Origin of the sequence: Hymenobacter amundsenii, from assembly GCF_002204745.1 — a bacterium.
In the GTDB taxonomy this organism is placed as follows: domain Bacteria; phylum Bacteroidota; class Bacteroidia; order Cytophagales; family Hymenobacteraceae; genus Hymenobacter; species Hymenobacter amundsenii.
Genome location: NZ_NIRR01000005.1, coordinates 105,179 through 125,122, shown reverse-complemented (window position 1 = coordinate 125,122; position 19,944 = coordinate 105,179). Strand labels below are relative to the sequence as shown.

Annotated in this window: 16 protein-coding genes and 1 other RNA gene; 10 read left to right on the top strand and 7 right to left on the bottom strand. The window is 59.8% G+C overall.

Annotation, left to right across the window (positions count from 1 at the left end; genetic code table 11):
* The first annotated feature begins 17 nt into the window (after positions 1 to 17).
* Positions 18 to 959, top strand: a complete 942-nt coding sequence (locus CDA63_RS05475) for a YfiM family protein (protein ID WP_242434556.1) — start codon at positions 18 to 20, stop codon at positions 957 to 959.
* Here the strand turns inward: CDA63_RS05475 and CDA63_RS20350 are convergent.
* Positions 956 to 1,261, bottom strand: a complete 306-nt coding sequence (locus CDA63_RS20350) for a hypothetical protein (protein WP_126546748.1) — start codon at positions 1,259 to 1,261, stop codon at positions 956 to 958. The genes CDA63_RS05475 and CDA63_RS20350 overlap by 4 nt on opposite strands.
* Before the next feature lie 27 nt (positions 1,262 to 1,288).
* Here CDA63_RS20350 and CDA63_RS05470 point away from each other — a divergent pair, with 27 nt between their 5' ends.
* Positions 1,289 to 2,416 (top strand): Smr/MutS family protein, encoded by a 1,128-nt coding sequence (locus CDA63_RS05470; protein ID WP_088463441.1) that lies wholly within the window; start codon positions 1,289 to 1,291, stop codon positions 2,414 to 2,416.
* Positions 2,417 to 2,584: 168 nt separating this feature from the next.
* Complete coding sequence (locus tag CDA63_RS05465; RefSeq protein WP_088463440.1) at positions 2,585 to 4,453, top strand: M1 family metallopeptidase; 1,869 nt, start codon at positions 2,585 to 2,587, stop codon at positions 4,451 to 4,453.
* Positions 4,454 to 4,550: 97 nt separating this feature from the next.
* On the opposite strand, the gene CDA63_RS05460 is transcribed toward CDA63_RS05465, so the two are convergent.
* The gene (locus CDA63_RS05460) at positions 4,551 to 5,771 is read right to left on the bottom strand and encodes a S8 family serine peptidase (RefSeq protein ID WP_242434555.1); all 1,221 of its coding nucleotides are present in this window, start codon (positions 5,769 to 5,771) and stop codon (positions 4,551 to 4,553) included.
* A 427-nt stretch (positions 5,772 to 6,198) separates the two neighbouring features.
* Between CDA63_RS05460 and rnpB the strand changes: the two genes are divergently transcribed.
* Positions 6,199 to 6,613: RNase P RNA component class A (rnpB, locus tag CDA63_RS05455), an RNA gene on the top strand.
* 66 nt (positions 6,614 to 6,679) lie between these two features.
* Here rnpB and CDA63_RS05450 read toward each other — a convergent pair.
* Both CDA63_RS05450 and CDA63_RS05445 read right to left on the bottom strand, forming a co-directional pair.
* Positions 6,680 to 7,132: a c-type cytochrome gene (locus CDA63_RS05450; protein ID WP_088463439.1), complete on the bottom strand. Its 453-nt coding sequence runs from the start codon at positions 7,130 to 7,132 to the stop codon at positions 6,680 to 6,682.
* 8 nt (positions 7,133 to 7,140) lie between these two features.
* Positions 7,141 to 8,436 (bottom strand): PQQ-dependent sugar dehydrogenase, encoded by a 1,296-nt coding sequence (locus CDA63_RS05445; RefSeq protein WP_088463438.1) that lies wholly within the window; start codon positions 8,434 to 8,436, stop codon positions 7,141 to 7,143.
* Positions 8,437 to 8,672: 236 nt separating this feature from the next.
* On the opposite strand from CDA63_RS05445, the gene CDA63_RS05440 reads away from it, so the two are divergent.
* Positions 8,673 to 9,851: a sigma-54-dependent transcriptional regulator gene (locus CDA63_RS05440; RefSeq protein ID WP_088463437.1), complete on the top strand. Its 1,179-nt coding sequence runs from the start codon at positions 8,673 to 8,675 to the stop codon at positions 9,849 to 9,851.
* Between the two features lie 87 nt (positions 9,852 to 9,938).
* On the opposite strand, the gene CDA63_RS05435 is transcribed toward CDA63_RS05440, so the two are convergent.
* Both CDA63_RS05435 and CDA63_RS05430 read right to left on the bottom strand, forming a co-directional pair.
* Positions 9,939 to 10,373, bottom strand: a complete 435-nt coding sequence (locus tag CDA63_RS05435; protein ID WP_088463436.1) for a hypothetical protein — start codon at positions 10,371 to 10,373, stop codon at positions 9,939 to 9,941.
* A gap of 60 nt (positions 10,374 to 10,433) precedes the next feature.
* Complete coding sequence (locus CDA63_RS05430) at positions 10,434 to 11,435, bottom strand: acyl-CoA synthetase family protein (protein ID WP_088463435.1); 1,002 nt, start codon at positions 11,433 to 11,435, stop codon at positions 10,434 to 10,436.
* A 118-nt stretch (positions 11,436 to 11,553) separates the two neighbouring features.
* Here CDA63_RS05430 and CDA63_RS05425 point away from each other — a divergent pair, with 118 nt between their 5' ends.
* Positions 11,554 to 12,120 (top strand): hypothetical protein, encoded by a 567-nt coding sequence (locus CDA63_RS05425; RefSeq protein WP_126546747.1) that lies wholly within the window; start codon positions 11,554 to 11,556, stop codon positions 12,118 to 12,120.
* 99 nt (positions 12,121 to 12,219) lie between these two features.
* Here CDA63_RS05425 and CDA63_RS05420 read toward each other — a convergent pair whose 3' ends face one another.
* Positions 12,220 to 14,643: an alpha-ketoacid dehydrogenase subunit alpha/beta gene (locus tag CDA63_RS05420; RefSeq protein ID WP_088463433.1), complete on the bottom strand. Its 2,424-nt coding sequence runs from the start codon at positions 14,641 to 14,643 to the stop codon at positions 12,220 to 12,222.
* Between the two features lie 207 nt (positions 14,644 to 14,850).
* Here CDA63_RS05420 and CDA63_RS05415 point away from each other — a divergent pair, with 207 nt between their 5' ends.
* The 4 genes from CDA63_RS05415 to CDA63_RS05400 all read left to right on the top strand — a co-directional run bounded on the left by CDA63_RS05415 (position 14,851) and on the right by CDA63_RS05400 (position 19,941).
* Positions 14,851 to 15,624: a DUF1573 domain-containing protein gene (locus CDA63_RS05415; RefSeq protein WP_088463432.1), complete on the top strand. Its 774-nt coding sequence runs from the start codon at positions 14,851 to 14,853 to the stop codon at positions 15,622 to 15,624.
* A 147-nt stretch (positions 15,625 to 15,771) separates the two neighbouring features.
* The gene (gene ald / locus CDA63_RS05410) at positions 15,772 to 16,926 is read left to right on the top strand and encodes an alanine dehydrogenase (RefSeq protein ID WP_088463431.1); all 1,155 of its coding nucleotides are present in this window, start codon (positions 15,772 to 15,774) and stop codon (positions 16,924 to 16,926) included.
* A 196-nt stretch (positions 16,927 to 17,122) separates the two neighbouring features.
* Complete coding sequence (locus CDA63_RS05405) at positions 17,123 to 17,704, top strand: SMI1/KNR4 family protein (RefSeq protein WP_088463430.1); 582 nt, start codon at positions 17,123 to 17,125, stop codon at positions 17,702 to 17,704.
* Positions 17,705 to 17,958: 254 nt separating this feature from the next.
* Positions 17,959 to 19,941 (top strand): LTA synthase family protein, encoded by a 1,983-nt coding sequence (locus tag CDA63_RS05400; protein ID WP_088463429.1) that lies wholly within the window; start codon positions 17,959 to 17,961, stop codon positions 19,939 to 19,941.
* Positions 19,942 to 19,944 lie beyond the last annotated feature (3 nt).

The following is a 19,944-nucleotide window of genomic DNA, read 5'->3' as shown; positions in this document are numbered from 1 at the left end:
CCGGCCTTCGTTCTCTCTTGCTCGCAGGTATCCTGGGTTCACTCCTGCTGGGAGCTGGGCCGGTACGGGCGCAGGTGCCGTTGGCTCATGCTGCGGTTGCGCCGGCTCCCCTACCCTTCGCGCCGGCTCCCGATAGCCTGCCCGCCCGGGTAGACATCAACCGCCGCTTGCCGCTGCTGGCCGGCGGGCTGGTGGTGTCGTATTCCTCGTTGATATACCTGCTTAGCAAGGGTTGGTACACGGGCGAGAAAAGCCGGTTTCATTGGTTCAACGACCTGCCCGAGTGGGAGCAGCTAGATAAGGCCGGGCATTTCTGGGGCGCGTTCCACGAGAGCCGGGGCGCGGTAGATATGCTGCGCTGGGCGGGTGTGCCCGACCGCCGCGCCATCTGGTACGGGGGCTTCGTGGGCTTCCTGCTCCAGACCCCCATCGAGCTTTTCGACGGCCGCGACCCGGCCTACGGGGCCTCGGCCACCGACCTGACGGCTAACTTTTTGGGCTCGGCCGGCCTGATCGGGCAGCAGCTGGCTTGGAACGAGGTACGCATTATGCCCAAGCTCTCGTTCCACCGCACCCGCTACGCCGCGTTACGGCCTAACGTGCTGGGCCGCAGCCTGGGCGAGCAGTTCCTGAAAGACTACAATGGCCAGACCTACTGGCTCGCTACCGACGTGGGCGCATTTCTGCCCGCTACCAGCCGCTGGCCCCGCTGGCTGCAGCCGGCCGTAGGCTACGGGGGCCAGGAGATGGTGTATAACGACGATGGTACCAACGCTGCCCTAGGCCTGCGCTCCTACCGCCAGTTCTACCTCAGCATCGACGTGGACCTACGCCGCATCCCGACCAATAACAGGGTGCTCAAGAAGGTGTTCTACGCCCTGAGCATCTTCCACCTGCCCGCCCCCGCCCTGGAGTGGAACCCACGCCGCGGATTCGTGGCGCATGGCTTGTATTACTAAATCGCAGATGTTGCAGATGGGACAGATGTCGCAGATTTGTTCTGATAGCAGATACGCTCTGAATAAAGGTTGTTTGAAAATTTACGCTGCTTATCTGGCAGCCGGCTATTAGAATTCATGCTCGGCTCTGAGATGGCACTTGCGGCGTAAGGCTTGTGCTGTAGGTTCTTTCGTCCCGCTAAGCGGCTGACCATTTTACCGCAATCAATCGAGCCGGGATATCCGTAAGCAATGGCGACCTTTACGCTTTCACCCGTAAACAACGCCGGAACGAATCTGTCACCAGAACGAATCTGCGACATCTGCCCCATCTGCAACATCTGTGATTTATGAATATAGGAGACCGAGTGCGCCTGCTGACCGGGCGCGAGGAAGGCATCATTACCCGCCTGCTCAGCGACGAGCTGGTAGAAGTAGCCATTGACAATGACTTCACCATTCCAGTGTTGCGCCGCGAAATTGTGGTAGTAGCAGCCGAGGAAACCAAGGCTTTCGGCAAGAGCGCCACGGCCGTAGCCGCCGAAAAGAAAGCCGCCGCCAGCGGGGCCGCCATGGCTGCTGAAGCCGCCAAAAAGGCCGGTATGGCTACCACCCCGGAAGCTCCCAAGCCGACTACCAGCGAAGGCCCACCACCCCTCAAGGCCGATAAAAACCAAACGCCGCCGGTGCAGAAAGGCCTGTACCTGGCCCTCACCCACCAGTCGCCGGAGCTGCTGGCGTTGCATTTGGTTAACCACACCGACCGCGACGTGCTGTTCACTTTTGGGGAGGAGAAGGCCGGCGGGCAGTACCGCGGGTTAAAGTCGGAAAAGCTGGAAGCCAAAACGGCCAGCGCGGCTCTCGGGCACTGGCACCTCAAGGATTTCGACCAGTGGCCGGCCCTGCTGGTGCAGCTACTGCCGTTCCAGTTCAACAGCCCTACGGCCTTCGAGCTGCTCACCAAGCGGCTGCAGTTCAAGGCGGCCAGCTTCTACACCAGCCGCCAGCCCAACGTGCCGGTACTTCAGCGCGAGGCTTACCTGTTCCAGCTCGATGAAAAGCCCGCCGCCCCGGTAGCCGTGGCCCCCGAGAAGCTGGCCGAAACCCTGAAAGCGCAGTTGACCGGCAACGCCCCGGCCAAGCCCGCCGCCGTGGCGCCCGCGCCCCAGCCAGCCAAAGCCCTGGTAGCCCCGCCTCACGAAGTCGACCTGCACCTAGAAGCCCTCCAGCCCGAAGGCGGCATTGAGGGGCTGAGCAACACGTCCATCCTCAAGCTCCAGCTCGAAGCCTTCGAGGACACGCTCAGCCGCGCGCTGGCCACCAACATGCACGAAATCATCTATATCCACGGCTCCGGCAACGGCACGCTGCGCAAGGAGCTGCACAAGCTGCTGAGCCGTAACCGCGACATCAAGTTCTTCGAGGATTCGATGAAAGAGAAGTTCGGCTACGGTGCCACGCTGGTTCGGCTGAAGTAAGTTAAGAGAACCTGCCTGTCATCCTGAGCAACGCAAAGGACCTATACAGCAGTGCCATCATCAGGCATTAGCTTTTGTATAGGTCCTTTGCGTTCTCAGGATGACAGTTTTTTTGTTCTCTGCTCTCCTTCCGACTCTCTACCTTGCAGCCCCAACTCACTTACCTGCATGAAACTCCCTGCCCTTTTCGCCGCTTCCCTCCTATTCCCCCTCTCCCTAGCGGCCCAACAGCTGCCGGTGTCGCGCACCATCCGGGCCACCTACGACAAGGGTACCCGCGCCGAGAGTGGGCGCCCGGGCCCCAAATACTGGCAGAACTCGGCCGACTACACGATTAAGGTGAACTTCGACCCGGCCACGCGGCGGGTGAGCGGCACGGCGGCTATTGCCTACCACAACGCCAGCCCCGATTCGTTGCGGCAGGTGTGGTTTAAGCTCTACCCCAACCTCTACCAGAAGGGCGCGCCCCGGGCCGGCGGCATGCGCCCCGAGGACGTGGGCGAGGGTATCACGGTGGAAACGCTGACCATCAATGGCCAGGCGGTGGCCGCCGCTGACCGCCAGGCCAGCTTCACCAACCTCGCGGTGCCCGCCCGCCGGGCCATTGCGCCGGGCCAGACGGCCAACATCACGGTGGCCTACTCCTACACGCTCAACAACGGCTCGCACATGCGCACCGGCGAGGTGGAGCCGGGGGCCGATTTTGTGGCCTACTTCTTCCCCCGCGTGGCCGTTTACGACGACATTGAAGTCTGGAACAAGCACCCCTACCTCGGTTCCCAGGAATTCTACAACGACTTCGCCAACTTCTCGGTCGACGTGACCGTGCCTCGCAACTTCGTGGTCTGGGCCACCGGCGACCTGACCAACGCCAACCAGGTGCTGACAAAAAAGTACGCCCAACGCCTGCGGGAAGCCGAAACCAAGGACGGCATCACGAGCATCATCGGCCCCGCCGACCTGAAAGCCGGTAATATTACGACCCAACAGAAACCCGACAATACCTGGCACTTCGAGGCCAAGAACGTCACCGATTTCGTGTTTGCCACCACCGACCACTACGTGTGGCAGGCCAGTTCGCTGGTCGTGGACCCGGCCACCCAGCGCCGCACCCGCGTGGATGCCGTGTACAACCCCAAACACAAGGACTACGAGGAGGTAGTGCAGTTTGCCCGCAAAACGGTGGAGGCCATGAGCTACACCTTCCCCAAGTGGCCCTTTCCCTACGCCCACGAAACCATTTTCGACGGCCTCGACCAGATGGAGTACCCGATGATGGTGAACGACAACCCCACCAGCACCCGCGAAGACGCCATTACGCTCACTGACCACGAAATCTTCCACACCATGTTCCCTTTTTACATGGGAATCAACGAAACCAAGTACGGCTGGATGGATGAGGGCTGGGCCACCATCGGGGAGTGGATCATCTCGGGTATTATCGACCCCAAGCTCGACGACAACTACGGTATCGCGCCCTACGCCGCCGCCGCGGATACCGAGGTAGATACGCCCATCATGACCCTGAGCACCCAGCAGACGGGCACGGCCTTCTTCCTCAATTCCTACCCCAAACCCGGCCTGGGCTACCTCTACGTGAAAGATTTGCTCGGCGACGAGCTGTTCACTAAGGCCCTGCACACCTACATCCGCAACTGGAATGGCAAGCACCCCATGCCTCATGACTTCTTCAACTCGATGAACGAAGGCGCTGGCCGCAACCTGAACTGGTTTTGGCAGCGCTGGTTTTTCGAAGGCGGCTACCCCGACCTAGCCATCAGCCAGGTTACCAAAACCGCCACCGGCTATGACGTTGTAGTAGAGTCCAAAGGCACCAAACCCGTCCCGGTTGACCTTACCATCACCTTCGCCGACAAGTCCACCCAGAAAATCCACCGCACCATCGGCGTCTGGGAATCGGGCGCGAAAACCGTCACCGTGCCCGTTGCCACTACCAAAGCCGCGAAACAGATGAAGCTCGGCGCCACGCTGGTGCCGGATAGCTACCCGCAGGACAACGTATGGGTGGGGAAATAGCCGCTTGATTTGAAATTCCCCAGTTGGCATTTTTCAGCGCCCATAAAAAAAGGCCCGCCGATTGGCGGGCCTTTTCACTTAGTGTGGTTCAACCTGATTAGAGGTGAGCAATCAGATCAGCATTGCCATCGGGGTCGTTTTTGACGGTGCCGCTGGTGGTGAAGTTCTTACCGCGCATCAGCAGTACGCCGGCCATATGCGGGGCGGCCATTGAGGTACCGCTGATGCTGTTATAGCCGCCGTTGAGCCAGGTTGAGTTGATACCGACACCAGGCATGCAGTAATCAATGGGCGGGTTGCCGAAGTTGGAGAACGAAGCCCAGCTATCCGTGCTGTTCATGGCCGAAATCGTGAAGATGTTCGGGCCGTTCACGCGGGCTGGGGAGTGGTTGTTAGCGTCGTCGGTTTCGTTGCCGGCAGCCAGAGCGAACAACACGCCGCCCGCGGAAGCGCGAAGCACAGCATCGTCGAGGGCCTGCGATACGCCGCCGCCCAGGCTCATGTTAGCTACGTCGCCGACCTTGCCGTTGGCCCCTACATAATCAACACCGGCAATTACGCCGGAATTGGAGCCGCTACCGCGCGCATCGAGCACCTGCACGGCAACTACCGTTGCGTTGGCGGCTACGCCTACTACGCCAATCGAGTTGTTGATGGCGGCAATCGTACCGGCTACGTGCGTGCCGTGCCCGTTGCCGTCGTCCGCACTGCGGGCTCTGGATACGAATGTAACGCTACGGGCTACGTCCACATTCAGATCTGGGTGGTCGAGGTCGATGCCCGTATCAATAATCCAGGCTGTGCGGCCCGTACCATCGGCGGTGCCCACGCGGGTAATACCGTAAGGGGTGGTCTGGGCAGGGCTGGTGGTTCCGCCGCCGCTTGCAGGCTTACCAAGCGCAATAATCTGGTCCTGCTCCACGTAGGCCACGCGGGCATCAGCACGTAGCTGCTTGGCCTCCTGGGCCGTCAGCGTGGCCGAGAAGCCTTTAAGGGCATGGCCATAGGCGAAACCCATCGCCTCGGCCCGGGCACCGCGCGACCGAAGCACGCCCTGGCCTACGGCCTTCACTTTCTTCACCTTTTCAGCGTACGAATCGCTGCTGCTCGTACTTACGGCGTCGTCCTTGAGCACCACGATATACTGGCCGGGAATCAGGTTGGCTCCCTGGCGCACGTCGCTGCTGCTGCTTTGCGCAATACCGGCTATTTCCGGTTCTACACCATCTTTACTACAGGAAGTGAAAGCGGCGCTGGCAACGAGCGCAGAGGCGCTCAACAACATAGCAAGGCGGGCATTGTAGGATTTCTTCTGCATTCTACTGGGTAAAAGGTGAAAAAAACAAGGTAAGAAAGGGCTATAGTCTCATACACTAAGTCCTATTGAGCCAAGTACTACAGCAAGCAACTTGTGCATTCGCAATGTATATGATTTAAAATTAAAAAGCCTTCCATATTTGTAAATTTTTCAATCAAATTGGTCACAAAGAGTCAAATCAACAATGATTTACATCGAATCAAGCTTTTAAGAGCACTTTTTCGAGATAATGTTTTGGATTGGTAAATTCAAACAAACAACCATATAAACGATGGAATCAATAAATATTTTTTATTAACTATATTTAATAAATTATAAATCACGTGCTGTACATTTCTATTATTTAAGGCGTTGGGATTTGGCATTTTTTCGCACCAGCCATCTCTTGAATGCATCGTCCACTCGTGGTGTATTATCTTTGCTCACAGTGATGGGTCGCCCCACCGCGGCGTGGAACGCAAGAACCGCGACGAGGAAAGTCCGGGCAACGCAGAGCACCCTGCTTCCTAACGGGAAGGACTGGCAAGCGTAATGCGAACCAGGACAGCCAGTGCCACAGAAAATACCGCCTACGTTGCCTTCGGGCAGCCGGTAAGGGTGAAAAGGTGCGGTAAGAGCGCACCAGCGGCTGGGTGACCAGTCCGGCTGGGTAAACCTCAGGGGTTGAAAGACCAAATAAGCCAGTACGTCGGCCCCGCTTCCAGGGGACGGCACCGGGCGGCTCGTCCGGCGCTGGCGGGTAGGTTGATGGAGCCTTTCGGCAACGACTGGCCTAGATAAATGGTGGGGCCGCCTGCTCTCGGGCAGGCGGACAAAACCCGGCTTACAGACCCATCACCCCCAACGCAAAAAGCCGCCGCAACACTAGTTGCGGCGGCTTTTTGCGTTTCGGCGTGCTCCTGCAGCGGCTATTTTTTATTAGCCGCCCGAATTGCTTTTACCTCAGTAGTTTGCACGGCGCTGGCCTTGTTGCCGAAGCTGTTGCGCACGTAAGTGAGCACATCGGCAATTTGTTGGTCGGTGAGGAAGGCGTGTGCGGGCATCACGTTGTTGTACGGTTCGCCGTCCACATCCAGCCCCTGCATGCCATGGAGCACCACTTTGGTGAGGCGGGTTTTATCACCGAGCACGTAACTGGTTTTAATAAGTGGCGGGTTCATGCCATCTACCCCGTAGCCATCGGCCATGTGGCAGGTGAGGCAGTTTTGGGTGTACACCACTTTCCCGCGAGCCAGTACGGCCCCCGGTACCGCTGGCGAGGTGGTGGTTTTGCGTTTAGCGGCGGGTTTCTGCTGGGCCGCCGCCGGGAGGCTGCCAGCCCACCAGCACAGGGCTAGTAGTAGTAGTGTTAATTGCTTCATCAGAATCCTTATTTCGCGTTGTACACAATGCGGTAAATAGTCCCTTTCTTATCATCCGACACATACAGGGACCCATCGGGACCCTGGGCCAGGCCGCAGGGCTTGTGGTCGGCCCGGCCAGCGGCTTCCTTCTCAGGAGAACCGGCGAAATTATCGGCGAAAACTTCCCAGTCGCCGCTCGGCTTGCCGTCCTTAAAGGGCTGAAAAACGACTTTAAAGCCCTTCTGGGGTTCGGGAGCTCGGTTCCAGGAGCCGTGAAATGCAATAAACGCCCCGTTGCGGTAGCGCGCCGGGAACATAGTACCCGTGTAGAATAGCAGGGCATTGGGGGCCATGTGCGCCGGGTAGGCCGCGGCCGGCTCCAGATACTTACCGTTGACCGTTTTCTTGCCGTCGCCGCCGTATTCGGGGGCCAGCATCTGGGTCTTCTTTTGCAGATTATAGTACATGTAGGGCCAGCCGGCGTTGTCGCCTTTCTGCAACGCATACAGGCATTCGGCCGGATTCTGGGCCGATTCTTCGGTAGTATACAGATCGGGGAAGATGCTGTTCAGCTGGTCGCGGCCGTGCTGCATCACGAATAGTTGGTTGCTTTGGTTATTCCAGTCGAGACCCACCACGTTGCGCAGGCCGGTGGCGTAACGCACACCGTCGGTATAGGTCTGGTTAAGCTTATCGGCCCGGAACTGCCAGATCCCGCCGGCCGAGTCCAGAACCGGGCAGTTCGGAATCCCCATCGAGCCCTTCTGTCGGTCCTGCACCTGGCAGGAGTTGGAGTAGGCCCCGACGTTGACGTAAATATTACCGGCATTATCCAGCGCCACCGACTTGCTTTCGTGCTGCTTGCGGTTGATGAGGCCCTTGATGATGGTTTCGGGCTGCTGCTTGTTCACCACCTCGCCCTTGTCGTTGAGCTTATAGCGGTACACATTCTCGTCTGACGACGCGTACAGATAGCCGTTTTTGGTGGCGATGCCGGTGCCGCCGTAGCTGCCGAAACCACCGGCCACTGTGGCTTTACCATTCGTGGCGGGCTGCAACGCCAGAATCCCCTGGCCCGCTTTGTCGGGCCGGTTTAGCTTCACGTAGATGGTGCCAGAGGGCGTAATGGCCAGGTGGCGGGCCTTGCCCCCGGTTTCGGCTACTACTAAGGCGCCAAATCCGGTGGGCAGTTTAAGGTCGGCGTTGTTGGCATCGGCCACTACTAGGGAGCGGGCAGGAGCCGGCCGCAGCGCTACTAGAGCAGTGCCGCTGCCCAACACGGCCAAGGCAACCAGGCCGGAAGAAAGAACTGAACGTTTCATAAACAGAAAAAACTTGTGTCCCGGCAGCCCGACATTGAGCCTGCCCGACACAGCAGGTATACAGACGCAAGGTAGCCCCCGCTTTGTTGCAGCAAAGCCAAAACGCTTTGCGCCGGCCGCGCTTGCGGCCGCAAATCATCCGTTTCCTGCGGGGCTTACGTATCTTTCAGCAGCTGCGGCACGCCGGATCGGGTGCGCCGCGTTGTTTCCACCCGCCTTCTGTTACGTTCCGCTTTATGCCCCGCCTACTCATTATCGACGACGAAAAAGCCATCCGGCACACGCTCAAGGAGATTCTCGAATACGAAAGCTACCAGGTCGACCAGGCCGAGGACGGCCCCACGGGCCTCGACATGCTGATCCAGGAAAAGTACGACGTGGTACTCTGCGACGTGAAAATGCCCAAAATGGACGGCCTCGAAGTGCTGGAACGGGCCCGCATCCTGGCTCCCCACTCTACCTTCATCATGGTATCGGCCCACGGCAACGTCGAAATGGCGGTGGAAGCCACCAAGAAGGGCGCCTATGATTTCATCCAGAAGCCACCAGACCTCAACCGCCTGCTCGTAACGGTGCGCAACGCCCTCGACCACGTGCAGTTAGCCACCGAAACCACCAAGCTCAGCTCGGAGAACAAAACGCTCAAGAAGAAGCTGGCCAAGGGCTCGGAAATGATTGGCGACTCGGCCGGGTTGCAGGCCGTGCGCAAGGCCATCAAGAAGGTGGCCCCCACCGATGCTCGGGTGCTCATAACAGGCCCCAACGGGGCGGGCAAGGAGATGGTGGCCCGGCAGCTGCACGAGCTCAGCGGCCGTAGCAGCGGCCCGCTGGTGGAAGTGAACTGCGCTGCCATCCCGTCGGAGCTAATTGAGTCGGAACTGTTCGGCCACGAAAAGGGCTCGTTCACGTCGGCCATCAAGCAGCGCATCGGAAAGTTTGAGCAGGCCGATGGCGGTACGCTGTTCCTGGACGAAATCGGCGATATGAGCCTCTCGGCCCAGGCTAAAGTGTTGCGCGCTCTGCAGGAAAACAAGATTACCCGCGTGGGCGGCGAAAAGGAAATTTCGGTGAACGTGCGCGTGCTGGCCGCCACCAACAAGGACCTGCTCCAGGAAATTGCCGACAAGAACTTCCGCGAAGACCTCTACCACCGCCTCTCGGTTATCCTCATCCCGGTGCCCTCCCTCAACGAGCGCCGCGACGACGTGCCGCTGCTCATCAGCAAATTCCTCAAAGACATTGCCGACGACTACGGCAACAAGCCCAAGAAAATCGACGACAAGGCCCTCGCCTACCTTCAGCAACTAGATTGGCGCGGCAACATCCGTGAGCTGCGCAACGTGGTCGAGCGCCTCGTCATCATGAGCGACGCCACGATTAGCGAAGCCGACGCCAAGGCCTTTGCGGGAAAGTAATACTGGCCACAGCGTTACGCGCGTCATAAAACAGCTTGCCAATCAACAACAGCAGTCTTTCGATTGCCATTGTTGATCGGCAAGCTGTTATTTTTTGCAGCAAAGTAGCTTTATACCCTGCTCATCCTTCTCCAGCAAGAATAAACCAATGCTATTTAAGATAGCCTCAATTTGCTCTAAGTCTTGTTCTTCCTGCTCGATTGAGGTAATCTTTTTTGGAAAAAACAGGTATTCTATTTCCTTAAAAGTAAGCCAACCTCCGAGCGAGTTGCATCCCTCGAATCCGTTTTGCCAGTAATCAAATCCAAATTCCGTATCACCTTCTAAGTACAGCTCGCCAATCTGGTCTTGCTGTACTTTCTTGAATTCGATTTTCAGAATATTATCCGCATTTTCCACCAGCTTGCAGATGAGGCGAACCCACTTTGAATTCGACATCAGAGGCTGAGTGAATCTGGAAACATCTTTCTCAATTTCCCGCTCTATTTGCGCATAGTGCCTCAATGATTTTTTTGTCATCATATAGCAAAGAATAGCACTTAGGTTTGAATAAGGGTTTACTGCAGGGCTATCGATCAGACTCTACACCATCTGATTGCAGCCGCGCACGTCGGAATTATCCAGGCGGCCTAGTACCTCGAACGAGCCGTCGGGGTGGCGGCGGGCCAGGTCTTTGGTTTCGAGGAAGGCGCAGCTGTCGATGTTGGCCAGGTCGATGACGTTGAGGGCGCCGCTGGCCCGGGTGGTCGACACGGAGAACGGGTCGGAAGGGTCGCGGAGCAGGATTTGCAGTTGGGACGGGGTGTGGAAGCGGCCGTCGCCGAAGCTGTAGGCCTGGCCCAGCATCTCCGTCATGCCGTACTCGGAGTGGATGCCCACTGGCCCAAAGGCGCGTTGCAGTTCGGCGTGCAGCTCCTCCCGAATCATCTCGCGGCGGCGGCCTTTCATGCCGCCCGTTTCCAGCACCGTGAGGTCCAGCAGCTCGGGCCGGCCGGCGTAGGCAGCCGCAAAGTCGAGCAACGCGTAGCTCACTCCAATCAACAGCACCTTCCGGCCCGGCTCCTGCTTGGCGGCGGCCAGGGCGGCGAGCAGCGCGGCATGGTCGTGCAGGAAAAATGCCGGCTGCCGCTGGCCCGACACCTGCGCGAAGTGCTCGACCATGGCCACCAGTGAGGAGCCGCCCTGCTCCAAGTAAGAGGGCAGCAGCGCCAGTATCGTCCAGCCGGCCAGCGGGCCGTAGCAGTGCTCGAAGATGCGCTGGGCGTGCTGCCGGTACACCTGCGGCTCGCGAATGTAGTGGTGGCTACGCGACTGTTGAGTGGTGCCGCTGCTCAGAAACGTTTCCTGCGGCTCCCAGTCGGCGGCAGCGGTGCGTACGGTGTGGGTCTTAAAGAACTCGAGGGGCAGAAACGGGATATCGGCTAACTGCTGCACGGCGGCCGGGTCGCGGCCCAGGGCGGCCAGGTAGGCGGCATAGGGGGCACAGTGGGCGGCTTGGTAGCGGAAGAGCTCCAGGGCCGCCGCTGGGGCAGTGGCGGCCGTCAGGTGAGGTAGCGCTTGCAGGTACTTATCGCGGAAACTCATTCGGGAGTATTGGGGTTAGCGAAGCGTAGAACAAAGCGGGCGCTGGTTCGTTCGTGGAGATGTTGTACCTTCCGGGCCGTCCACTACGGCCGGCGCTGGCCGTTATTTTTGCTGCTATATGACTCTTTCCCGTACTCTTCGCTATGCCGCGCTGCCGGCCTTACTAGCCTTGGGGGTTACCGGCTGTCTCAACCCGCCCGACTACCCCGAAACGCCGTCTATTGAGTTCAAAGGTATTACCAAACAGCGAATGACGGGGCCCAACGGCACCGCCGATTTCGATCGGGTGGTTATATCCGTCAACTACAAAGACGGCGACGGCGACCTGGGCCTGCGCGATACGGAACTTCAGCCGCCCTACAACACCAACAAGCCCGACGGCAGCCTCAACCCCGACGGCTACAACTACCTCTGCCGCCTGCAGGTCAAGGACAACAACAACGAGTTCAAGGATGTGGTGTTTCCACCCAACGAGCCGGGCTATGATGGCCGCTACCCCTTTCTGACTCCCAGCAGCCAGGGCGACCAGGCCGCCCCGCTCAAGGGCACCATTGACTATGAGCAGGACCTGTTCAAAAACTCCATCTTGCGTACCGGCACGACGCTGCGCTTTCGCGTCCGCATCAAGGACCGCGCGCTGAATGTGAGCAACGAGGTATTCACTACGCCCGTCACACTCGAATAGGCTTGCAGTCAACACAACGCAAATCGCGCTCTTCCTTGGGGATGAGCGGCCGGTTTGTGTTAGCTGTAGCGGACAGTTCCTACTACTATACTTTGTGGCTTAATAAATGGCGGGGAAGCGCTTGGGGTCGACTTCCTGCATGATTTCGTAAACGGCGTCGAATACGTCCTCCACGTTAGGCTTGCTGAAGTAGTCGCCGTCGGAGCCGTAGGGCGGGCGGTGGGCCTGGGCGGCGAGGCAGCGGGGCTGCGAGTCGAGGAAGCGGTAGGCCTGCTGCTCATCAATTACCTGCTGGAGCATGTAGGCGGTGCCTCCGCCAGGCACGTCCTCATCAGCAAACAGCACCCGGTTGGTGCGGCGCAGGCTGTCGGCAATCACGTGGTCGAGGTCGAAGGGCAGCAACGTCTGCACGTCAATCACCTCCACATTGATACCCACCTCGGCCAGCTGGGCAGCGGCATCGAGCACGATGCGGCACATCGAGCCGTAGGTAACAATAGTGAGGTCGGAGCCGCGGAGCAGCGTTTCGGGCTGGCCCAACGGCAGCGTAAACTCGCCGGGGTTGCTCGGCATTTTCTCCTTGAGGCGGTAGCCGTTGAGGCACTCAATCACAATAGCTGGCTCATCACTGCGCAGCAGCGTGTTGTAGAAGCCGGCGGCCTGGGTCATGTTGCGGGGCACACAGAGGTGGATGCCGCGGATGGCGCCTAGAATCATCTGGATGGGCGAGCCCGAATGCCAGATGCCTTCGAGGCGGTGGCCACGAGTACGCACGATGAGCGGGGCCTTCTGGCCGCCCTTGGTGCGGTACTGCAGGCAGGCCACGTCGTCGGTGAGCGGTTCGAGGCCGTAGATCAGGTAGTCGAGGTACTGGATTTCGGTGATGGGCTTGAGGCCCCGCATGGCGGCGCCCACGCCCTGCCCAATAATGGTGCATTCGCGGATGCCGGTATCGGTTACGCGCAGTTCCCCGAACTTGTCCTGGAGGCCGGCAAAAGCCTGATTTACATCGCCGATGCGGCCCACGTCTTCGCCGATGGCAAAGATGCGGGGGTCGCGCTCGAAGTTAGCGGTGAAGCAGGCTTGGAGCACCTCGCGGCCATCCACAGAGGCCGCGTCGGCGGCGTAGTCTACCGCGACTTCCGTGATGTTACCCACAGCTTCCTCGCTCTGGCTGAACAGGTAGGAGTTGTAGCGGTCAGCGTTTTCGGCTAGGGCCTGCTCTAGCCAGTTTTGCAGCTCGCGGCGGGCACCGCTGCGCAGGCTACGCACCTGGCGCAGGGCCCGTCGCACGGTACGCACCAAGTCGGCGCGAATGGGCGTAGGGTTGTGCTCCAGGGGCTCCACCAGCTCGTGGAGGTTGTTTTCGGTGCCGGTTTCGGCCACCAGCTTATTGAGCAGAACTACCAGCTCGTCGCGCTCCTGCTTGATGGGGTTGAAGAAGTCGTTCCAAGCGGCCGTGCGGGCCTGCTTCACGGTTTCCTGGGCCTCTTTCACAATGGCGTCTAACTCCTCGTCGGTGGCGTGGCCCTCAGCCAGCAGCCACTCGCGCATCTTGCGCAGGCAGTCGTGCTCCTGCTCCCAGCTCAGGCGGTCGGTGCTCTTGTAGCGCTCGTGCGAACCCGAGGTGCTGTGGCCCTGGGGCTGGGTTACTTCCTGCACGTGAATGAGCACGGGCACGTGTTCGGTGCGGCAGATTTCGGCGGCGCGCTGGTAGGTGTCGACCAAAGTGGCATAATCCCAGCCTTTCACCCGGTAAATCTCGAAGCCTTCCTGGCCCTCGCCTTCTCGCTGGAAACCCTTGAGAATTTCGCTGATGTTCTGCTTGGTCGTCTGGTATTCGGCGGGCACCGAAATGCCGTAATGGTCGTCCCAGACGCTGATGAGCATCGGAATCTGGAGGACACCGGCGGCGTTGATGGCCTCAAAGAACATGCCCTCGGAGGTGCTGGCGTTACCGATGGTGCCAAAGGCCACCTCGTTGCCGTTCACCGAAAACTGCGAAAACTGGTGTAGGTCGGGGTTCTGGCGGAACAGCTTGGAGGCGTAGGCCAAGCCCACGAGGCGGGGCATCTGGCCGCCGGTGGGCGAGATATCGGCCGAGGAGTTCTTACTCTCGGCCAAGTTCTTAAACTGCCCGTCCTCGTCGAGGTGGCGGGTGCCGAAGTGCCCGTTCATGGCCCGGCCGGCGGTGGCAGGCTCGGCCTCTACGTCGGGGTGGGCGTAGAGCTGAGCGAAATATTGCTGGAGGGTCAGCTCGCCGATGGCCAGCATGAACGTTTGGTCACGGTAGTAGCCGGCCCGCCAGTCGCCGGCCTTGAAGGCGCGGGCCATGGCCAGCTGGGGCAGTTCCTTGCCGTCGCCGAAGATGCCAAACTTGGCCTTGCCCATAAACACCTCCTTGCGGCCGGCCAGCGAGGCGTGGCGGCTTTCCCAGCCCAAGCGGTAGTCGTGGAGTAAGTCGGCTTTGGAAAGCGAAGCAACGCGGGTGGGCATAGCGGCAGCGGGGTCGGCAGTAAGCATACGAATTGGCGGCGGGTGGGTAAAAACCGGGCAGGACAAACGGGTGGGAGCCTGCTTCCCGGAAAGCAGGCCCCCAAAAGTACGGATTTGCCGCCGATGCGGCGGCGCGCTGTATTTGTTGGTTATCTTTGGAGACCAGAAGGCCGGGGAACTGGTCAGCCAAAAGCACAACATGCTCCCGACTACTAACTCCTAGCTCTTACCGAAATGAAACAGCTTTTCTTCCTGCTCCTCACGTTGCTCGGGGCCACGGCCGCCCAGGCCCAGGGCGTGCTCACGTTCGACAAGGAACTGCACGATTTCGCCAGCGTGCCCGAAGGCACCCTGGCTACTCACGAATTCCGCTTCAAGAACACCGGCAACCAGCCCATCATCATCGCCAACGTGCAAGCCAGCTGCGGCTGCACCACTCCCGACTGGACCAAAACGCCAGTGTTGCCCGGCAAGAGCGGCATCGTGAAGGCCGTGTACAGCAGCGCTGGCCGGCCCGGCATCTTTAACAAGACTGTAACCGTGATGAGCAATGCCGCCACCTCCAGCACGGTACTTACCATCAAGGGCAATGTGCTCAATAAAGAACAACTGCGCTCCACGCTTACGCCGGCTCAGTTGGCCCAATCGCCCCGCCTCAAGCTCGACCGCACCAGCCACGATTTTGGCAAGATGGAAGCCGGCCAGAGCCTGACGGCCCGCTTTAAAGTGACTAATACCGGCAAGCAAGAACTGGTGCTTGGCGCTGTTACGTCGCCGTGCTACTGCGTGGGCTACAAAAACGTCCCCTCCCCTATCAAGCCCGGCGAAAGTGCCATGGTAGAGCTGGTGTACAGCCAGCGCAAGCTTGGCGCCCAGCACGAGGAAGTCACCATTACCAGCAACGACCTAAGCGGCGACGCGAAGCTCACGCTCGATGCCACGGTTGTCAAGGACCTTAACGCGGGCAGTATGGTGAAGGAAAGCACGGTATCGGTGCCGTTTAAGTAAGGAGATGCAAGCCTAGAAAAAGACCGTCATGCTGCGCGCAGCATGACGGTCTTTTTTTCTCCCCTTACACCAATTTTCCCCCGTATCTTTGCGGCGCTTTTAACGGCACAACCACCCATCCACCCCACCCCTTTTTTGCTGCGTAACATGCTGATTGGCGTTCCGAAAGAAATTAAAAACAACGAAAACCGGGTGGGCCTGACGCCCGCCGGCGTATCCGAATTCGTGAAGTACAAGCACCAGGTGTACGTGCAGGCCACGGCCGGCAACGGCAGTGGCTTCAGCGACGAAGAGTACGAGCAGGCCGGCGCCACCATTCTCGCCACCATCGAGGAGGTGTATGAGAAGGCCGAGATGATTGTGAAAGTGAAGGAGCCGATTGCTTCGGAGTACCCGCTCATCAAGGAAAACCAGCTGCTGTTTACCTACTTCCACTTTGCTTCGGGCGAGGAGCTGACCCACGCCATGATCGAGCGCAAGGCTGTGTGCCTGGCCTACGAAACGGTAGAGTCGCCCAACCGCGCGCTGCCCTTGCTCATTCCGATGAGCGAAGTGGCCGGCCGCATGGCCCCGCAGGAAGGTGCCAAGTACCTCGAAAAGCCCCTGAAGGGCCGCGGCATTCTGCTCGGTGGCGTACCCGGCGTGAAGCCCGCCGAAGTACTGGTGCTCGGCGCTGGTATCGTGGGCACCCAAGCGGCTAAAATTGCCGCTGGCCTCGGCGCCCAGGTGACCGTGATGGACATCAACCTGAACCGTCTGCGCGAGCTCGACGACTTCATGCCCAAGAACGTGACCACCCAGTACTCCAACGAGTACAATATCCGTCAGGCCATCAAAACGGCCGACCTCATCATTGGCGCGGTGCTGATTCCGGGTGCCAAAGCCCCGCACCTCATCACCCGCGACATGCTCAAGACCATGAAGGCCGGCACCGTGCTCGTCGACGTGGCCGTGGACCAGGGCGGCTGCATCGAAACTTGTAAGCCTACCACCCACGAAGACCCGACCTTCATCATCGACGACATCGTGCACTACTGCGTGGCCAACATGCCGGGTGCCGTGCCTTACACGTCTACGTTGGCCCTCACCAACGCCACGCTGCCCTACGCCCTGAAGCTGGCCAGCCTGGGCTGGCGGACGGCCTGCCTGCTCAACGAAGACCTGCGCCTGGGCCTGAACGTGGTGAACGGCAAGGTAGTGTACAAGGGTGTGGCCGATGCCTGGGGCCTCGACCTGACCGACGTGAACCAAGTGCTCAACGAGAACGTGCTCTTCGAGGAAAGCAACTTCCTGAGCGTTTAACTTCCTTCACAATTCCCTCACAAAGCCTTTCCTGCCTCATGCGGGGAAGGCTTTGTTGTAATTTTACGCTCCTATTTCCTAAGGTTGAATCCCTGGGTTGTGCAGCGTTTCCGTTCACTGCCCTCACTGGTTATTGGCTGGTTAGCCCAGGATTTCGGCCCTGGGCAACAGGAGCAGGTTTTGTAATTGACAGCGTATGAAAGGAATTATCTATACCGGCGGCGAGCTGACTGACTTGGTGACACTGGCCCGGCTGCCGGTTTATTTGCAGACGTTTCTGCGGGCTCAGAACGGAATGGTGGCCTACTTCGGCGGGCTGCACCTGCGGGGCTGCGTAGCGGCGCCAGGCTGGCACTCGCTGGCAGCAGTGTGGCAGGGCGAGCGGGCCCTGTGGCGCACCTACGCGGAGCTAAAAAAGTCCGACATCCCGTTTGGCCAAGACTGCGTGGGCAACCAGTTTCTGCTGCGCGGCGACGCCGTGTTGTTCCTCGACACCGAAACCGGCGAGCTGGCCGACCTCGACGTGGATTTCAAGCACTTCCTGTTCGGGGCCGAGAAGTTCCCGCTGGATGCGTTGGGCATGGAGCCGCTGCGCACGTTTCAGCAGGCCGGCGGGGTGCTGCAACCGGGGCAGCTGCTGAGCCTGTATCCGCCGCTGTGCATTGCCACCAACCGCGCCGCCGCGCCCGCCGCCAAGGCCGTGCCCGTGGCCCGGCGGCTGGACTGGCTGGCCGATTTCTACCGCCAGATCAAGGATTTACCCGACGCCAGGCCGTGAAGCTGGCACCGCTTTAGCGCGAAGCGCCCGTTTTGGCCGGATGTAGCGCGAAGCTTCTGTTTCGTATATCGTTGATCCTCATTTTTTGGCAGTCAGCACGACACGCGAAGCGGAAGCTTCGCGCTACTACATCTTGGCAACAACTACCGACGATGTAGTGAGGCGGATTGCCGCTCCCGACCCGGCCAGTTTCTCACCTTTGCTTACCCGGACTGAGGTAGCACTTCGTTGCTCTTCTATTCGTCCCATTGCCTATGCCATCTGAGTTTCTGCGGTTACTGGTTCGTCGGTTTGCCCTGTTGCTGGGGGTTTACCTGCTGCTGCGGGTGGGCTTTTACACGCTGAATCAGCACGTATTCCGAGAGGCGGCGGCGGGGCAAGTGGCGCTGGCCTTCTGGCACGGCTTCCGGTTCGATGTATCGGCGCTGCTGCTACTGAATGTGCCGTGGCTGCTGCTGAGTCTGGTGCCTAGCCGGGGCCGCGGCTGGCAGCGGCTGGTGCGAGGCGTGTACCTGCTGCTCAATGGGTTCGGGCTGGTGCTCAACCTCATCGATTGGGAATACTTCCGCTTTATAGGGCGGCGCACGAGCAACGAGCTGAGCACCATTGGGGCCGACGTGCAGCGGCAGGCGGGGCAACTGCTGCTCAGCTATTGGTGGCTGCTGCTGCCCTTCGGCGCGCTGTTGGCCGCGCTATGGTATTTCTACCCGCTGCCAACTCCAACTAACAAGGCGCAAGCGGTGGGCCACAAGCAGCAAGCCAATAATGAAGCATTGCTAACCACCAAGGGAAAGCTATTAGCTAACCGCTATAAGCCAATAGCTACTGTCGCTGGGCAACTGGTGGTCGTGGCCGCCCTGACGGTCCTTGGCATCCGGGGCGGGCTGCAACTGAAACCTTTGCGCACGGGGGCAGCCTTCGTGCAGCAACCGGCGGTGCTGGGGCATCTGGCGCTCAATAGTACCTTCACCTTTCTCAAAAGCCTGGGCTACGAAGCCCCCGAGCGCAAAAACTATTTTAGCTCGACCCAGCAGTTGCGGGCAGCGCTAGCGGCGCGGCCGTTGCCCACAAGAACAGCGGCGCCGCTACCGGGCCGCAATGTGGTAGTGCTCATTCTGGAGAGTTTCGGCTCGGAGTACAACGGCGTCGAGAACCCCGGCCGGCGCGGCTTCACGCCATTTTTCGATTCGCTGGCCACCCACGGCGGGCTGCTGCTGCCCGACCATTACGCCAACGGCCGCCGCTCCATCGAGGCCCTGCCGGCCGTGTTGGCGGGCCTACCCAGCCTGATGGATGGCTCCTTTATTACCTCCGACTTCCAGACCGACGAGCTGCACGGGCTAGGCGGCATTCTGGCCCGCCATGGCTACCAGACCAGCCTGTTCCACGGGGCCCAGAACGGCACGATGGGCTTCAACACCTTCGGCGGCATGGCCGGGATGCAGCAGTACTTCGGGCTCGATGAATATCCCGGCGCGGCCAGTAGCCCCGATTTCGACGGGCACTGGGGTATTTTCGATGAACCCTACCTGCAGTACTTCAGCCAGCAGCTAGGGCGGCAGCGGACGCCGTTTTTCAGCACGTTGTTCACGCTCAGCTCTCACGAGCCATTTGGGCTGCCGGCCCGCTACCAGGGCAAAATGCCCACGGGCACGCTGGATATTCAGCCCACCATTGCTTACGCTGATTTGGCGCTGCGGCAGTTTTTTACCACGGCTCGGCGTCAGCCCTGGTACGACAACACGCTCTTCATTCTGCTGGCCGACCACACCTCGCAATCGGATGCGGCGGACTACCAGAACGTGCTGGGTGAGTACAAAACGCCCCTGCTCCTCTTCGCCCCCGGCCAGCAGCTGCCGGCCGTTGCGCGGCCCCGCATCACTCAGCAAACCGACGTGCCAGCCACTGTGCTCGACCTGCTGGGCCTACCGGCCGAAAACCAGCTGCTGCCTTTCGGCTATTCGGTGTTTGATGCCGGCACCAGCGGCCGGGCCCTGTTTCTGAGCGGCGGCAGCTATTGGCTGGTTCACACCGATTTCGTGACCGAGCTGACGGCCGACAACCAGGTGCGCCTCTACCCCTACCGCACCCACCAGCTACCCGCCTCCCCGCTCGCCCGCCCCAACCCCGCCAAGCTGCGCCAGTACGGCAACGAATTGAAGGCCTGCGTGCAGTTCTACCTCAATGGCCTGGCAGAAAACCGTCTTTATTTTACCCGCTCGCAGCGGCAGCCCTAGCTA

Coding starts and splice junctions, on each gene's coding strand:
- CDA63_RS20350 (WP_126546748.1), bottom strand. CDS start 1,261: ATGTCGCAGATTCGTTCTGGTGACAGATTCGTTCCGGCGTTGTTTACG.
- CDA63_RS05470 (WP_088463441.1), top strand. CDS start 1,289: ATGAATATAGGAGACCGAGTGCGCCTGCTGACCGGGCGCGAGGAAGGC.
- CDA63_RS05465 (WP_088463440.1), top strand. CDS start 2,585: ATGAAACTCCCTGCCCTTTTCGCCGCTTCCCTCCTATTCCCCCTCTCC.
- CDA63_RS05460 (WP_242434555.1), bottom strand. CDS start 5,771: ATGCAGAAGAAATCCTACAATGCCCGCCTTGCTATGTTGTTGAGCGCC.
- CDA63_RS05450 (WP_088463439.1), bottom strand. CDS start 7,132: ATGAAGCAATTAACACTACTACTACTAGCCCTGTGCTGGTGGGCTGGC.
- CDA63_RS05445 (WP_088463438.1), bottom strand. CDS start 8,436: ATGAAACGTTCAGTTCTTTCTTCCGGCCTGGTTGCCTTGGCCGTGTTG.
- CDA63_RS05440 (WP_088463437.1), top strand. CDS start 8,673: ATGCCCCGCCTACTCATTATCGACGACGAAAAAGCCATCCGGCACACG.
- CDA63_RS05435 (WP_088463436.1), bottom strand. CDS start 10,373: ATGATGACAAAAAAATCATTGAGGCACTATGCGCAAATAGAGCGGGAA.
- CDA63_RS05430 (WP_088463435.1), bottom strand. CDS start 11,435: ATGAGTTTCCGCGATAAGTACCTGCAAGCGCTACCTCACCTGACGGCC.
- CDA63_RS05425 (WP_126546747.1), top strand. CDS start 11,554: ATGACTCTTTCCCGTACTCTTCGCTATGCCGCGCTGCCGGCCTTACTA.
- CDA63_RS05420 (WP_088463433.1), bottom strand. CDS start 14,643: ATGCTTACTGCCGACCCCGCTGCCGCTATGCCCACCCGCGTTGCTTCG.
- CDA63_RS05415 (WP_088463432.1), top strand. CDS start 14,851: ATGAAACAGCTTTTCTTCCTGCTCCTCACGTTGCTCGGGGCCACGGCC.
- ald (WP_088463431.1), top strand. CDS start 15,772: ATGCTGATTGGCGTTCCGAAAGAAATTAAAAACAACGAAAACCGGGTG.
- CDA63_RS05405 (WP_088463430.1), top strand. CDS start 17,123: ATGAAAGGAATTATCTATACCGGCGGCGAGCTGACTGACTTGGTGACA.
- CDA63_RS05400 (WP_088463429.1), top strand. CDS start 17,959: ATGCCATCTGAGTTTCTGCGGTTACTGGTTCGTCGGTTTGCCCTGTTG.